General features: G+C 67.0%; 8 protein-coding genes and 1 tRNA gene. 5 read left to right on the forward strand and 4 right to left on the reverse strand.

The annotated features are described in order from the left end of the window. Positions 1-31: 31 nt before the first annotated feature. Complete coding sequence (locus tag BDW27_RS04990) at positions 32-319, reverse strand: DUF6504 family protein (protein ID WP_017545158.1); 288 nt, start codon at positions 317-319, stop codon at positions 32-34. A gap of 525 nt (positions 320-844) precedes the next feature. Between BDW27_RS04990 and BDW27_RS04995 the strand changes: the two genes are divergently transcribed. Then, positions 845-3,322: a serine/threonine-protein kinase gene (locus BDW27_RS04995; protein ID WP_110048388.1), complete on the forward strand. Its 2,478-nt coding sequence runs from the start codon at positions 845-847 to the stop codon at positions 3,320-3,322. 74 nt (positions 3,323-3,396) lie between these two features. Continuing rightward, the gene (locus BDW27_RS05000; RefSeq protein WP_110048389.1) at positions 3,397-4,362 is read left to right on the forward strand and encodes a quinone oxidoreductase; all 966 of its coding nucleotides are present in this window, start codon (positions 3,397-3,399) and stop codon (positions 4,360-4,362) included. 206 nt (positions 4,363-4,568) lie between these two features. Here BDW27_RS05000 and BDW27_RS05005 read toward each other — a convergent pair whose 3' ends face one another. The 3 genes from BDW27_RS05005 to BDW27_RS05015 form a co-directional block, all read right to left on the reverse strand. Then, positions 4,569-5,648 (reverse strand): SPFH domain-containing protein, encoded by a 1,080-nt coding sequence (locus BDW27_RS05005; protein WP_026129364.1) that lies wholly within the window; start codon positions 5,646-5,648, stop codon positions 4,569-4,571. Positions 5,649-5,777: 129 nt separating this feature from the next. Continuing rightward, a complete protein-coding gene (locus BDW27_RS05010) occupies positions 5,778-6,260 on the reverse strand; it encodes an NfeD family protein (protein ID WP_017545155.1) in 483 nt (160 codons plus the stop codon). 164 nt (positions 6,261-6,424) lie between these two features. Then, positions 6,425-9,349, reverse strand: a complete 2,925-nt coding sequence (locus BDW27_RS05015; RefSeq protein ID WP_110048390.1) for a penicillin acylase family protein — start codon at positions 9,347-9,349, stop codon at positions 6,425-6,427. 276 nt (positions 9,350-9,625) lie between these two features. Here BDW27_RS05015 and BDW27_RS05020 point away from each other — a divergent pair, with 276 nt between their 5' ends. The 3 genes from BDW27_RS05020 to BDW27_RS05035 all read left to right on the forward strand — a co-directional run bounded on the left by BDW27_RS05020 (position 9,626) and on the right by BDW27_RS05035 (position 13,830). Next, the gene (locus BDW27_RS05020) at positions 9,626-10,135 is read left to right on the forward strand and encodes a hypothetical protein (protein WP_110048391.1); all 510 of its coding nucleotides are present in this window, start codon (positions 9,626-9,628) and stop codon (positions 10,133-10,135) included. Between the two features lie 543 nt (positions 10,136-10,678). Continuing rightward, positions 10,679-10,754: transfer RNA gene (locus tag BDW27_RS05025), tRNA-Arg, on the forward strand. A gap of 1,225 nt (positions 10,755-11,979) precedes the next feature. Beyond that, the gene (locus tag BDW27_RS05035; protein ID WP_199560538.1) at positions 11,980-13,830 is read left to right on the forward strand and encodes a DUF262 domain-containing protein; all 1,851 of its coding nucleotides are present in this window, start codon (positions 11,980-11,982) and stop codon (positions 13,828-13,830) included. The last annotated feature ends 1,523 nt before the right edge of the window (positions 13,831-15,353 follow it).

A 15,353-nucleotide genomic window follows, 5' to 3' on the forward strand; every position in this document is an offset into this window, starting at 1 on the left:
CCCCGACCGCCCCGGGCCCCGCGGTCTCTGATCAGCCCCACACCCGGCTGAGCGACCACTCACCGGTGGAGGCGTCGTGGCGGAGTTCGTACACGCCCTGCGCGTAGGCCGAGCCCGCCTCCACCCGCCAGTGTCTGCGTTCGGGCACCTGGGAACCCGCACCGGGGGTCCAGTCGCGGCGCAGCGTGACCCAGTGGTCGATGATCCTGCGTATCCCGTACACCCGGCCCTCCCAGGTGAAACGGGTGGGTCGGCCCTCGTCCTCGACGACCCTCACCTTCGCCCCGAAGTACCGCCCCACGACAGTTCCCCCCACCATCGACCGACTCCTCTTGCCTGGTGTCCGGCCGTGTACGAGCGCACACCACCGGAAGGGCCCGTCCGTGGGGAAGTACGGCCAGGCATTCGAACAAGTATTCGAATCCTATCGAAAGCGGTGCTTCCTTGGAACTGTTTCCGCGTTCTCGACATCACCTCGGGTAGCACCTCCACGTGCCCGCGAGCTCCGCCGCCCGATCGGCGCCCGGCACGCGCGCTCATCCGTGTCCTTGATCGAACGTCCGTCAACAACCCCGCCGGTCCCCTCCGTCCGCGCACCGCCGATCCGACCCACAGTCGGCCCGCCTCTTCGGGAGCCTTCGGCTGGACGCATTCGGCGGGGCCGACCGCCACCTCCCGCCCGGAGCCCCCGCCCCGGCCCCGGCCCGGTGGACCACCCACCACAGCTCGAATCAGCCCAGTTCCGGCCCGCTTCAACGGCCGGAACCACCAGAACGCGCCGGCGTGTCGAGATCGGTACGCTGATGGGCGCGCATCACACGATCCATACAAGGGACCCCCAACTGTGACGTCCAACGGACACGAAAGCGGCAAACCCCTGCGCGCAGGCGATCCGCGCGAACTCGACGGCTACCGGATCGTCGGCCGCCTGGGGCGCGGTGGCATGGGCACCGTGTACCTGGCCAAGGACGCCGCCGACCATTCCGTGGCCGTCAAACTGATCCACCCCGACCTGGCCGACGACGAGTCCTTCCGGCTGCGCTTCGCCCGCGAGGTCGCCTCCGCGCGCCGGGTCGCCCGCTTCTCCACTGCCGGGGTCATCGACGCCCGGCTGGAGGGCGAACCCCTCTTCATCGTCTCGGAGTACGTGCCCGGACCCAACCTGGACCAGGCGGTCCGGGGCGGCGGGCCGATGCACGGCGGGACCCTGGACGGCCTGGCCATGGGTGTGGCGGCCGCGTTGACGGCGATCCACGGGTCGGGGATCGTGCACCGCGACCTCAAGCCCGCCAACGTCCTGCTTTCTCCGGTCGGCCCGAAGGTGATCGACTTCGGGATCGCCCGCGCCCTGGACGACTCCAGCGGTGCGGTCACCCGGTCCAGCCAGCTCATGGGCACCCCCTCCTACATGGCGCCCGAGCTGATCCTGGGGGAACAGGCCACGGCGGCGGCCGACGTCTTCGCATGGGGCTGCCTGGTGGCCTTCGCGGGCATCGGCCGTGCGCCCTTCGACGCGGGTACCGTCCCCGCGGTGCTGCACAACATCTCCACGGCACCACCCAGGCTGGAGGGACTCGACCCGAGCCTGGTGGACCTGGTCGGGACCGCGCTGGACAAGAAGCCGGAGAACCGTCCCACGTCCCAGCAGCTGCTGGCCCATCTGACCGGACAGCAGGAGCCGGAGGAGGCGGAGGTGAGGCGCACGATCAGCACCTCATGGGCGCCGCCGAGCAGCACGCCGGTGCCCGGCCGACCTCCGGAGCCCACCGAGCCCGAGCTTCGGGATCAGGCTTCGGTCGAGGACGCCACCACGCCGTTGGAGGGACCTCCGGAGGGTCGGGCCACGGTCCCCTCGGCGGGCTCCGCGCCGCAGGACTCGCACGCACCGGATCCGACGGAGCCCGTCACTCCGCCGGAGGACCAGCCCTCCGCCCCTCCGGCGAGCTCCGCTCCGCCACAGGATCAACCCCAGGCGCCGCAGGCGCCCCCTCCGGACCCGCGGTTCTCCACGCCGCAGCAGTCCCAGCCGAACCAACAGACGCCGCCCCACCCGGGCCAGTTCCAGCAGGCCCCGCAGCAGCAGACGCAGTTCCAGCAGCCCCCGTTCCAGCAGTCGGCGCCGCCCGCCGAGCACGCCCGGCACTACCCCCAGGGTCATCTCCCCCACCCCCAGAGCCTGCCGTCCGGTCCGCAGCAGGGCGGCCACGGCCACTACGCGTCGGGAGCGGGGGGCCACTCCGGACCGGGCGGTGGACACCCGCCGACCAGCGGCCCGCAACAGCCCCACCCCAACGCCGGGTACGGCGCGGTGGGCCAGGGCGGGTTCGGCCCGAACCAGCACCACCAGCCCCCGGCCGGGAACTCGCCCTCCCACGGGATGCCCGCCCACTCCGGCCACGGCGGCCCCGGCGCCCCCAACGGTCCGCACGGCCCCGGCGGCCCCCAAGGGCCCGGGCAGCCTCCGGTGCCGCCCAACGGCGGGAAACCGGGCGGTCGTCGCAGGGTCATGCTCATCGGCGGCGCCGCGCTCGCCGTCGTCCTGGTCGCGGGGGTGGGCGCCACCGTCCTGCTCTCCGGTTCGGACGATCCGCCCGAGGACACCACCAGCATCTACGTCACGGACTTCGCCACCGACCCCGGCTGGTCCGACGCCCGCACCTTCTACCCCGAGGACCCGGATTACTCGGACGGCTACTGGGCCGAGCAGAACGCCGTGGTGTTCCAGCTCGACCCCACGCTTAACGACTCCCGGGGCACGATCGTCCCCTACGACAGGGAGACCCCGGACCGTGTCCTCATCAGCACCAACCTGGTTCCGCTCGAAGGCCCCGCGGAGACCAGCTTCGGCGTGCGCTGCTGGGACCAGTCCGGCGAGGACGAACGCACCATGTACGAGGCGCTCCTGCGCTTCGACGGCGCCCAGGCGCAGATCCGCCGGGTGACGGAGGAGAGCGGGGACACCGCGATCGCGGAGACCACGGAGGTCAGGGGGTTCGAGCCCTTCGACCTCATCGACGAGGAGTCCGACGTCAGGGGGCTGCCCTACGACGTCGAGGTCGACGACCTGGTCACCAACAACCTCAAGTTCGCCTGCGAGTACGTGGCCGAGGAGGGCGAGGACCCGTACATCGACCTGCGCATGTGGGTCAACGAGGAACTCGTGCTCTCCGCCACCGACCAGCAGCCGCTGCCCGACGACGGCGAACTCGACGACGAGGAGCGGCGGAGGGTCGGCGTGGTCATGCGCCCCGGCCCGGGTACCGAACCGATCGCCGCGCTCTACACGGACTACGCTCTGCACAGGATCAACGTCGACGACTGAACCGGGACTCCGAGGCAGGCGGAAGGCCGCGCCACGGCCCCGGTGGCGGCCCCCATCACCCACCGAGGAGAACCATGCGCGCGATCGTCATCAAGGAGCACGGCGGGCCCGAGGTCCTGCGGTTGACCGAGACCGAGACTCCGGCCCCGGGCCCGGGTGAGGCGCTCGTGGACGTCGAGGCCCGAGGCGTCAACTTCATCGACGTCTACCAGCGCTCGGGTGCCTACCAGGTCCCGCTCCCCTACGTTCCGGGGATGGAGGCGGCCGGGACGGTCGCCGCCCTGGGCGAGGGCGTCACGGACCTGCGGGTCGGCCAGAGGGTCGGCTGGGCGATGGCCCCGGGCGGGTACGCGGACCAGGCCGTCGTCAGTGCCTCCCTGCTCGTCCCGGTACCCGACGCCGTCAGCACGGAACAGGCCGCCGCGCTCATGCTCCAGGGCATGACCGCCCACTACCTCACCCACTCGGTGCACCCGGTGGCCGAGGGCGAGACCGTGCTGGTGCACGCCGCCGCAGGCGGTACGGGGCTGCTCGTCACCCAGTTGGCCAAGGCGCGCGGCGCGCGGGTGATCGGCACCGTGTCCACCGACGAGAAGGAGAGGATCGCCCGGGAGGCGGGCGCGGACGAGGTCATCCGGTACACGCGGGCCCCGGTGGCCCCGGCCGTCCGCGAGCTCACCGACGGTGAGGGCGTGGCGGCGGTCTACGACGGGGTCGGCCGCGACACCTTCGACGCCAGTCTGGACTCGCTGCGTCCGCGCGGTGTCCTGGCCCTGTTCGGGCAGTCCAGCGGCGCGGTGGAACCGGTGGACCCGCAGCGGCTCAACAGCGCGGGTGCCGTGTACCTGACCCGGCCGTCGCTCGCCTACTTCGTGGCCGACCGGCAGGAGCTCCTGGGGCGGGCGGGCGACCTGTTCGAGCTGGTGGGGCAGGGCGCTCTGGACGTGCGTATCGGCGGCCGGTACGAGCTGGGCCAGGCGGGCGAGGCACAGGCCGACCTCGCCTCGCGGAGCACCACCGGCAAGCTGCTGCTGGTCTGAGCACCGTCCCGCCCGGGCTCCCGGGCGGGAGCGCGCGAGGAGCGGTCGGACACCGACCCCACCCGTGAAACGGAGGCGGGTCCCGGTTCGGGGCCCGCCTCCGGCCGGCTGGTCACTCGCAGGTCGGCGGTTCCCGGACCGGCTGGGCGCCGACTCGTGACACCGTCACGCTTGGGCGCCCCACCCGCCCGGTCTCCCCGCCCGGCTCAGCCCTCGTCGTCGGACTCCGGTGGGGAGCCCATCCGCGCACCGGCTCTTCGGACGTCGTCCCGAGCGTCGGCGACGGCCTGCTCCGCGGCCTGGGCCGCCTCCTGCGCGGCCTGCGCGGCGTCGGACGACTGGGCCGGGTCCGGGCCGGTGATCTGCGCCGGTCCCGATTCCCCCTCCCCGTCCTTGGTGGTGGAGGGCACGCTCCGGGCGGCGTCCCCGGCGAAGGCGTGGCTCACGTTCTTGACCGCCTCGGTCAGCTCGCCCGGGATCACCCAGAAGGTGTTGCCCTCGCCCTCGGCCAGGCTCGGCAGCGTCTCCAGGTACTTGTAGGCGAGCACCTTGGCGTCGGCGTTGTTGGAGTGCACGGCCTGGAAGACGCGTTCGATCGCCTTGGCCTCACCGTCGGCCCGCAGGATGGCCGCCTGCTGGTCACCCTGGGCCTCCAGGATGGCCTGCTGGCGGGCGCCCTCCGCCTTGAGGATGCGGGACTGCCGCTCACCCTCGGCGTGCAGGATGGCAGCGCGCTTGTCGCGATCGGCCCGCATCTGCTTCTCCATCGCCTCCTTGATGGTGGGCGGCGGGTCGATCGCCTTGATCTCGACCCTGTTGATGCGGATACCCCACTTGCCGGTGGTCTCGTCCAGGACCCCGCGCAGCCGGGTGTTGATCTCCTCGCGGGAGGTGAGCGTCTTCTCCAGGTCCATGGAACCGATGACGTTACGCAGTGTGGTAACGGTGAGCTGGTCTATGGCCTGGATGTAGTTGGCCACCTCGTAGGCGGCGGCCCTGGGCTGGGTCACCTGGTAGTAGAGGACGGTGTCGATGTTGACGACGAGGTTGTCCTCGGTGATGACCGGTTGCGGGCGCGAGCTGAAGACCTGTTCACGCAGGTCGAACTTGGTGTTGACCCGGTCCACCCCCGGGATGATGAAGTTCAGTCCCGGGTCCAGGGTGCGGATGTAGCGCCCGAAGCGCTCGATGTTGTAGGCGCGTGCCTGCGGGACGATCCGGATCGCCGACAGGGCGACGGCTACCAGCAGGACGGCGAGGATGATGAGCGGTATCGCAGATTCCATGTTCCGCACCTCGGTCCGTGGATGTGGCTGTGTTGGGTCTGTTCCGTTGTTCGGTTGGGGAGCTGACGCCGGACGCGCCCGCCGCGGTGGCGGGTTCGTCGGAGGGGCTCCGTGCCGCTCCGGCGCCGCTCAGTCCTGGTCCGGACGGTTCCGTTCGGGCAGTTCGGGTGGTTCCGGGAGCGCCTCACGCGGGTAGACGACGGCGGTCGCGCCGTCGATCTCCATGACGTCGACGTGCGCCCCCACCGGGATCACCAGGTCCTCGTCGAGGCAGCGCGCCGACCACTCCTCTCCTTGGAGCTTGACCCTTCCGCTGTCGGCGTCCACCTTCTGGAGCACGACGCCGGAGCGGCCCACCAGCGCGGCCGTGCCGGAACGGACGTCCGGTCCGCGCTTGAGCTGGCGGTCCATGATCGGTTTGACGAGGATCAGCCCGGCGGCGGACGCGGCCGCGAAACCGATGATCTGCACGACCACCGGGAGTCCGATGGCGCCGAGGATCCCGGCGACCAGCGCTGCCGCCGCCAGGAGTCCCAGCACGAAAGTCAGGGTGAGGAACTCGGCGACCCCGAGGGCGGCCGCGAGAATGATCCAGATCAGCCAGACAGGCATTTTCCTGTGGCCCTCCCGCTGTGGTTTCGGGTAGTCCTTAAGCTACCCACACATACCCCGCGCACCACAAGATCCCGGCAACAGATGCACGAATCGCGGCCCGCGACACCCCCGTCGCCGAGGGCCCGCGGGCCGCGTCCGTCACCGTCGGGGGCCGCGCCCGGTCACCTCCCGCCGGAGAACTGGTAGACCAGCTGGTAGGTGGGCCGGTTCTGCCAGGCGATCGGCCACATGTTGATGCCGCCCACCGACTGGTGGATCACAGTGTCCGCGCAGAGCTGGTCCCCTGCCGAGCAGTGGTCGTCCCCGGGGTAGACGTCGCCCGCCGGGGTCGCGGCGGCCTCCGCGAGGCTGTCCAGCAGTACCGTGCGGCAGGAGTCCAGGTCACCCTCGCCGCAGTAGACCTGGTCGCCGAGTGTGCCGTCCACCTCCTGGCCCAGGACCGAGCGCAGGTCCTTGTCCACGTAGGACCACCAGCCGTACTGGAAGGCCGACCCCCGGTGGGCCTGGCTCTGGTTGACGCTGCCGGGCTCCCCTCCGCCGATCGCCCCCGAGGGGGACTCGTCGGTCTGCGCGGCGCGGGTCAGCTGCGTGTACAGGTCCTCGCCCAGACCGGGCTCGAACTGCGCCCGCACCAGCAGCGGCCACCAGGCGTCCAGCACACGGATGGCGTCCGCGTGGTCGTAGTACCCGGCGTCGCGCTGGGGTTCGCGTCGCAGGGAACCGGCCCCGGTCCAGGCCCGCAGGGACTCCACCGTTCCGGCCAGATCCGGGTCGTCCACGGCCTGGGTGTCGATGACCTCCAGGAGCAGCGGGAGGACCTGTTCGGCGCGCAGGTCCGCGACTCCGGCCTCCATCATGGTGGCGGTGAGCGAGGCGGGCGTGAACCGGTGCCCGTCGCCGATCAGCCCGGACACCCTGGCGTCCAGCAGGTCGTTGCGGTGCACCGAGCCCGTGGACCAGCCCGAGGTGTACCCCTGCGCGGGCTTGTTGTTCCAGTTGACGATGTACTCCGGGTTGATCTCCTGCGGGTGGTCGGACTGCGGGTGGTAGTCGGCCTCGTTGGTGGCCGGGTCCCAGCCCGACCATCCGGAGCCGGAGTAGGCGTCGATCGGCAGGGTCGGGTTGGTGCCCGCCAGCCGGACGGGGTTGGACCCGGAGTTGATGAAGGCGATGTCCGTGTCGTCCACGTAGTGCCAGTTGAACGCGTACCCGATGTCCTCGGCCGCCTGGGTGAAGGTCTCCGCGGAGGTGACCTCCCCCGGGTCGTTGAACCGCTGGAAGCCGAGGATGGAGTCCACCTCGCGCATGTAGGTGGACCGCAGTTCGGTGAAGGCCACCGGTGAGCCGTCCACGGTCGCGAACGACCGCACGAGGCCGAACTCGGACCGCAGTGAGGTCAGGGTGTAGCCTCCGGCCGGGGTGCCGTCCGCGACGGTCGGCGTCCAGTCGTTGCTGACGCTGAGCTCCTCGAACTCCGTGCAACCGCCGGAGGAGTCCACGTAGGCCCGCGAGGAGGTCGACGGGTCGGACCCGTCGGTCTCGCACAGCTCCACCGCGAAGGTGTCGGTGATGTCCTGGCCCGCCGAGGTGGCGCTCCAGGCGTAGTCGGCGCCGCGCCCCATCTGGACGTAGAAGCTGACCCCCGCGAAGGAGGCGCCCCGGGCGCTGATGCCGGGCCCCTGGAGTTCCTGGAGCATCAGCAGCTGCGGGGAGAAGTAGCCGGTCTGCGGGCCCATCACCGCGACGGGGTTGCCGCTCTCGGTGTGCTGGCCGGAGACGAGCAGGGCGTTGGACATGCCGCGCGGGTCGAGGAAGCCCTCGGGCAGGACACCGTCGTCGAAGATGCCCTCGGCGGCGGACAGGTCGCCGTCCTCGACCATCTGCTCCAGCTCGGCCCGCTGCTCCTCGGGGAGCTCCTCGACGGTCGGGGCGTCCGCACCGGGCACGTCGTCGCTCTTATCCGAGCCCGCCCGCTGCGCCGTGGCGGCGGCGGACCCGTACTCGTCGTGCACGATGCTGTAGGGCTCGACGGAACCGGCGTCCGGGACGACCTCGCCGACCGGGTCGTCCGGAGTCTGGGCGTAGGGGAACTCGCCGTCGACGCTGACCACGGCCTCGGGGTCGTTCTCCATGCGCCAGGCGTGCCAGAGCTCCAGGCCCTCCTCGGCGCCGTAGCGGTCCTGGAAGTTGGCCAGGACGATCGCGGCCTGGACCTCACCTCCACCGCCGCCGCCGAAGATCCCGCCGACCATCGCGGCGATGCCCACGACGTCGGTGGGGGTGAAGGGCTCGATCTCCCCCTTGTTGGTGATGGCGTCCTTGTGGCCCGTGAGGACGTACTCGCCGGGGAAGTAGCGGCCGCTGTCCGCCTCGTCGATGTAGGCGTTGACGCCCTCCAGATAGGCGTCAACGTCGGCCAGCGCCCGGGCGCCCCGCTCGCCGCTGTCGGCGACCCGGTCGACCTGGGTCTGCTTGTCCTCCTCGGTGTAGGGCGCGGTGCCCCACAGGTCCTGTTCGAGGCCCCGGTTGCCCTCGGCGCCCCCGGCGAAGGAGGTGAGTTCACCCCGGCCGACCCGGCGCAGGACGTCCATGAGGAACAGGCGGTCCTCACCGGCGGCGTACCCGGCACCGAACATGGTGCCCTCGCGGGTGGTGCCCTGGACGTGCGGGATGCCGTGCTGGCGGTCCCGGGTGATGGTGACGTCGTCGCGCGGCTGGTACCGGCGGTCGACGTCGCCCTCGTCGACGCCGAAGCTGGCGTCGATGAAGAAGTCGTCGAGGCCCTCGTCCGTGAGGCCGTCGTAGTGGTGGACGAGGTTGTCGTACATGTCGAGCTGGCTCGACGAGTGCTGGGGCCGGGTGCCGAAGACCTGGTGGCCGAGGATCTCCACCAGCGTGGCGCTGCCGTTCTGGCCCGGAGGCAGGATGTCGAGGCAGGCCCCGGGAGCGCAGTAGTCCTCCGGCGCTGCCAGGGCGGGGGTGGCGGGCAGTGCGGCGACCAACGAGGCGGAGATCGCGAGGGCCGCTCCCGCGGCTCCCGTACGGAGCCGTCGGGACGGATTCGGGGGTCGGAGGTTCGGGGGCATGTGCGGTCACCACCAGGGGGTTCGGGCGATGGATCAGCCGCATGTTACGCACCGGTACACAAAGTGCGAAAGTCTTTCACATTTGTCCACGGAAAGTGGACCCCGGTCCCCCAAAAGCCTGGTTTGCGGTGACCCGGGACACACCTGCGAAAACACGCATGAGCACCCTGCACCGCCGCCGACACTCACCGTGGGCACTGGCCACAACCGGCCACAACCTCATTCGTTGCGCCGCCGGGCACCGGTCACGGAGAACTCCTTTGACACAATCGGCCCATGAACCAGTACCCCGATCCCCCTCAGGGCGAGCCCTGGCAGCAGCCCAGCGGTGGAACCCCCGGCTGGGGCCAGTCCCCCGAACAGCACACCGGCGGCCAGCTGGAGCCCTACGGAGCCCCCACCGGCGGGTACCAGCCCCACGACGGCGGCATGCCGCACGAACCCACCCTCGACACCATCGGGGACATCGCGATCACGCAGAACACCGTGATCACCCCGTCCGGCCGCTTCCCCATCCAGGGGACCGTCTGGACCATCAGCGACATGAGCCGCACGGAGCGGACCACCCCCGTGTGGGCGATCATCGTCGCCATCCTGATCTTCTGGTGGACCTGCCTCCTGGGCCTGCTCATCCTCCTCGTCAAGGAGGACAAGACGACCGGACACGTCCAGGTCACCGTGCAGGGCGGCGGTCACTACCACGCCACGCAGATCATGGTGAGCAACCGGTCCTACGTGCAGCACGTCAACCAGCAGGTCAACTACGCGCGCAGTCTCGCGTCCTGAACCCTCCCAGGATCGGCCGCCAAGGCGGCCGATCCTGGATTCCACGCTGACCGGCGTTCGAGCTGCCCCCTCCCCTCCGCCGGTCAACAGCACCCCTGGGCACCACCAAACCCCTGCAAACCCGCGTTTGCCACGCAATGTATTCGCCCATACACGTAGAGCAGCCTAGAGTCGACCCTGGAAGGCAGGAGCATGCTGTTCACGGTGGCGTCACTGATAGGCCAGTGGTGGATCTTCTGAGCCTCAGAGTGACCCCCGACGCCGGCGAGCACCCCGGAGTTCACGAAACACCCGTCGCACAGCAGCGCACCAGGGGTTAATCACCGGTAACGTGGTGCGCGAAGCCCATAGCGACCGATTTGGTGGAACACACGTGGTAACGAGACGCAACTACGAATCACCGTAGTTGGTCAGACTTTGCCCTCCCTTGGGCGACATCCGCCGAATGCCCTAGGATGTCTCACCGAGGGACCAGCGGCACACGCTGCATCCCCAGGTCACAGGTCGGCCACACAGCGCGACCAGGCGCCACAATTGAACCGAGCACCCATAGCTCAGTGGATAGAGCATCGGACTTCTAATCCGACGGTCGCAGGTTCGAATCCTGCTGGGTGCACCACAAAACCCCAGGTCAGACGGGGCACACGAGGACCTCGGGAGAGGTCCTCGACGTGTTTTCGGGGCCATGTGTGCTCCTCGTGTGCTCCCCAGTACAAGGTGAGTGCAGGTGGGGATCCACCTCCCGGAGCACTTTGCCATCCCGGACCTCTGGGGCCCTGCCAGGAATCGCTCAACCGTTACAGTCCAGGACGGCCCCGCGTCCGCTCACCAGCGCCCCACAGCTAGACACACAGCAGGGTGACACCTATCCCAACTCGCCACACCTGGCCACCCGGTGTGCGACATGCCCGATTCGACAAGTCCAGGGCAGGGTTGAGCACCAAGATCCACACCATCTGCGAGGGCAACGGACCCCCCCTGGTCACCACCCTGCCCCCGGGTCAGGGCGCCGACACATCGCGGTTGCCGGCGCTGGTGGGGCTGGTGCGCATTAACCATCCCGGGCCGGGCGTCCCCGCACCCGTTTGGAAGGTCTGCCAGGGACAAGGCCTACAACTCCAAGGCCAACCGGGACGCCCTGTGCTCCACACGGACCAAGTGCACCGTCCCCGAGCGCGAGGACCAGAAGAAGAACCGGCTCAGACGTGGATCGGCGGGAGGCAGACCGCCCGACAGGCCTACCGCCAACGCAACCGGGTGGAGCGGTTGATGAACCGGCGCAAGCAGTTCAGGGCGCTGGCCACCCGCTATGACAAGCTCGCCACGACCTACCGGGCTACCGTACGCGTCGCGGATATCCTCATCCGGCCACGCACACAACCCGACCGCTCCACATCACAAGATCCACCGAACACGCCCTAATGGTGTGAGCGGTGGCCGCCACCTATGCCCGGTCTGCCACAAACACCCAGGGACTGGCGCCGACCAACTCTGACAAACGGTCTCTTCTTGAACCTGGCCACGACCCACTGACCGTTGTTGCGAACAAGAATCTGCTCGGTGCCCTGAACCCCCTTCAGTCCCAACCTCGAACACGCCGTCCATCGGTAGAACTGGCCGGACCAACACAGAGCCGGAGTGTGCTGGCACCACAGGCGCACCCGCCTCGCAAAACCGCTCCTATACCCGTACCCGCAGATCACCGAGCGAAATGTGGCTTCCGTACGAGGTTCCTGGACAAGCGGGTGCATCGTTTCCTGACCCTTCCCAAATATAACTCACTATGATAAGTATTAACCCAAAGAGGCCCACAGCTTCGAGATTGAGCTACGCTCTAAGTTAACGTGGCTCACAACAAGGAGTGGCAGCGAGAGATGGTTGAGACAGCTTTGAGTAATGATCTAATTCCCATCAAGAGCCAGACTCGGACCGTGCAAACTTGCTTCCAGCAGTGCCTGTACGAAGTTCCCAATTTCCAGAGGCCTTACAGTTGGTCCGAAGATCAACTCGCTGAGTATTGGGATGACGTAATTCTAGCAAAGGGCGATTTCTTCTTCGGCTCTACTGTGACTTGGGTTAGCAAAAAGAGGGAACTATTCAACGATACGTACTCAATCATTGACGGCCAACAGAGGCTCACCACTAGCACAATACTCCTTTCTGTCGTACGTGACGCATTTAGTGGATTTGCCAATACGCACACCGGCGCCGACGACTTTAATCCGGAAATGGCCAGGAGCCAGGCGGAGGCTACCCAAAGATACTTGGTAACCAAGGATGACGACGGCAATGATTATCCCGTTTTGCTGCGACCCGAACCAATGTTCCACGAAGAGATACAGAATCCAAATGCGATTCCCTCCGGGGCAATGTGGAATGGGAGCGCAAAGCGAATCGGGGAAGCCAGGGCTTTCTTTGAGTCGAAGATACTCGAAGACGTTCACAAAAAGACACCCAATGAGCAAATCGAGCGCCTTAAGGTAATTCGCTCAAACGCACTAAAGGCACGCTTGATCCAAGTCGAACTGGCATCAGAAGAAGACGGATTTTTGGTCTTCGAAACGCTGAATACGCGCGGCTCCGAACTGCGACTCTCTGACCTCGTAAAAAATCTACTAATCCGAGGTGGAGCGACAGATCCTAAAGATCGCCAGACAATTGCAGACCGGTGGGAACGACTCATCGACCGAGTTCAGCTAGAGCATGCGAACACGGACTCCGTCGATCGATTCATTTGGCAGTCTTGGAACTCGAGGCGCACTGCAGTAAAGGAGCCCGAACTTTTTAAAGAGATCAGTAATATGGTTAGAGCCGAACCAGCTGCGCATCTATCTCACCTAGAAGAACTCGAAAAAGACTCAGAGTCATACAAGTGGCTAGATATTGAGCATTTGCAAATCAAGCCAAAGCAGAATGGAGTCCGCGATGCTTTCACAATCCCGGAATTTGTTGACAGCATTCGAGCCCTTGCCATATTTAACGTCTCTGTAGCCAATTCAACTATTCTTGCTGCAGTTCGCAAATATCAAGAAACAAGACTCTTCAAGCAGGCGCAACTCATTGAGGTGCTGAGGCTCGTGGAGGCGTTCCATTTTCAATTTTCAGCACTGACTAACAGTGGGTCCACAGGGGGAACTCGCGCTCGTTATAACCGCTTCGCAGTTCGGCTAGAAGAAGCGCGCTCTACCAGTGAAGCCGCAGCGGCTATCGAGGACTTGAAAGAAAAGCTGCGATCCAGCCTTCCCAATAAAGCGAGAGCTCACCAGGCATTCACCTCCCTCTTCTACGCCCCGTCACTTCAATTGAAGCAGGCACAGAAGCCGAGGGCTCGGAAGTTGTTTATCGCTTACGTACTGATGTCGTTCGCAAAACGTGATCGACTACTGCCTGCAGGACAAAACTTGACGACGTGGACCATTGAACATATCAAGCCGCAGTCGATGGCTTCGACAGACTATAGAGACCCTATTTATTCGATAGGCAACCTGACATTGCTCACTGCTGGACTGAACAGCGACCTGGGGGACTCTCCATTGCCATTCAAGACCAGGGCATTGAGGAAAGGTCGTGCGTACTTCGATGGAGAACTCGCCAATTGGGAGGCCAGCTCTATCGATCACCCATCCAATGACCAGATTGAAACTAGGGCAAGACTGCTAGCGGACGAAGCACTGGGGCGAGTGTGGAGCCTTTAGGAACTATCTAATAAACAAGAAATATTTCGTTGCATGGGAAATGCAGACAGATTCTCCACAGGCCTCATTCGATCAAATGTAGATACTCCCAATCGAAAACTCGGACATACTGAACAACAAACGCGTTCTATGGGTATGGCGAGACGAGCAAGCCGAGAAGCAGCCAGGGGACCTTTGATCCGATGGTCCACAGGCCCCGGACGCGAGGAAATCCCAGGCCAGAACGGGTGAACCCGTCTACTCGCCTGGGGCGGAGCGCCTCGTGGTGCTCCTGGTGTGCTCCCCTGAACTGGCTACCGCACCGGGAGCAAGCCGCCCGCCGCAGCCGGAGCCGCCGCACCGCGTAGCAGCACGGCGCTGGCCCCAACCTCCGCCGTCGCATGCGGGAACACGCTCTGGCAGGTGTGCTGTGTGCAGTACGTGATGGAGCGCCCCAACCCGCCCGAGGCCAACACCCTCAAGACAACCCCCGCAGCACGAGGACCCAACACCCACCACTCGAACTCGCCCTGACGCTCAAGCGCCTTGACCAACCCCCCCCCTGGCCGCCCCTGCACCACCCGATACGGGCGTTATGCCCTTTTCACTGGCCGTGGCCACCACTGGCCCCGTGGGGGCGCTGGCCCCATGGTTCGCCCGGGGGGTCGAGCCAGGGGTGTTCGGGCGGTGTGGGGGCGCTGGTGGCCCCACACCGCCCCACGACCCGAACAGAACGGGAACCCGCCCGGCCCGCCGCCCCCATGGCAGCCCCGAGCCCGGTGGCCACCGCCCTGGACACAAAGTGCCGCCCAGCTCCCGTGCTCGCCCCCACGCCCGTGCACCTCCTCTGGTTTTCTCCCTCACCCAGCAAGAGAGCCGCCCAGGCACCAGGACTTCGACACCGCGCACTGAACCCGTGGGAGAGGACAAGCCAGAAGAACGGGACCGGCAGCCCTGGCAGACGTTGAACGGCGGGAGGTCCCGGCACGTTCGGGCATCCCCTCCTTCGACCGCCGCGCCCCTCTCGACCAGGCCGCACCGCCGCGCACCGGATCCCCCTCCGGCCCATCAGCCGTGGCCCACCTCAGCCACTACTGCCCGCGCGCCTCACGGCGGCGCACCAGACCACTCGGCTGCGGCGGGGCATGCTCGGCGCCCACCCGCACGATCACTCCTTCGACCCGCACCCCAATTTCGAATAGCAATCCAGCTCCCCAGCAATGGTTTTAGTGAAGTTAACTAATGGCAATTTTGTAATTGACAACAAAAGGCGAAGAGGGGGCGGAGGGCGGGCCAGAGCGAGAGCAAGGGGTAGCGGGTCGGCGGGACGGCGGGACGGCCGACCCGCGAGCAGGCCGGGGCCGCCGCCCCTACGTGAAGATGACTACCCACTGGGTATAAGTCTGGATTCGTGAGTCACACCCAAATAGGCTTTGACCTGCAAGGATGCGAACTTTCGGCCTGGTGGCGCCACTGGGGGCGCTGGCGTAGTCACAGGCGTAGTCACAGGCAGGGCGATGCGCGTAGTCACAGGCATAGTCACA

The sequence above is a fragment of the Nocardiopsis sp. L17-MgMaSL7 genome (genome assembly GCF_003182025.1).
GTDB classification, from domain to species: Bacteria; Actinomycetota; Actinomycetes; order Streptosporangiales; family Streptosporangiaceae; genus Nocardiopsis; species Nocardiopsis prasina.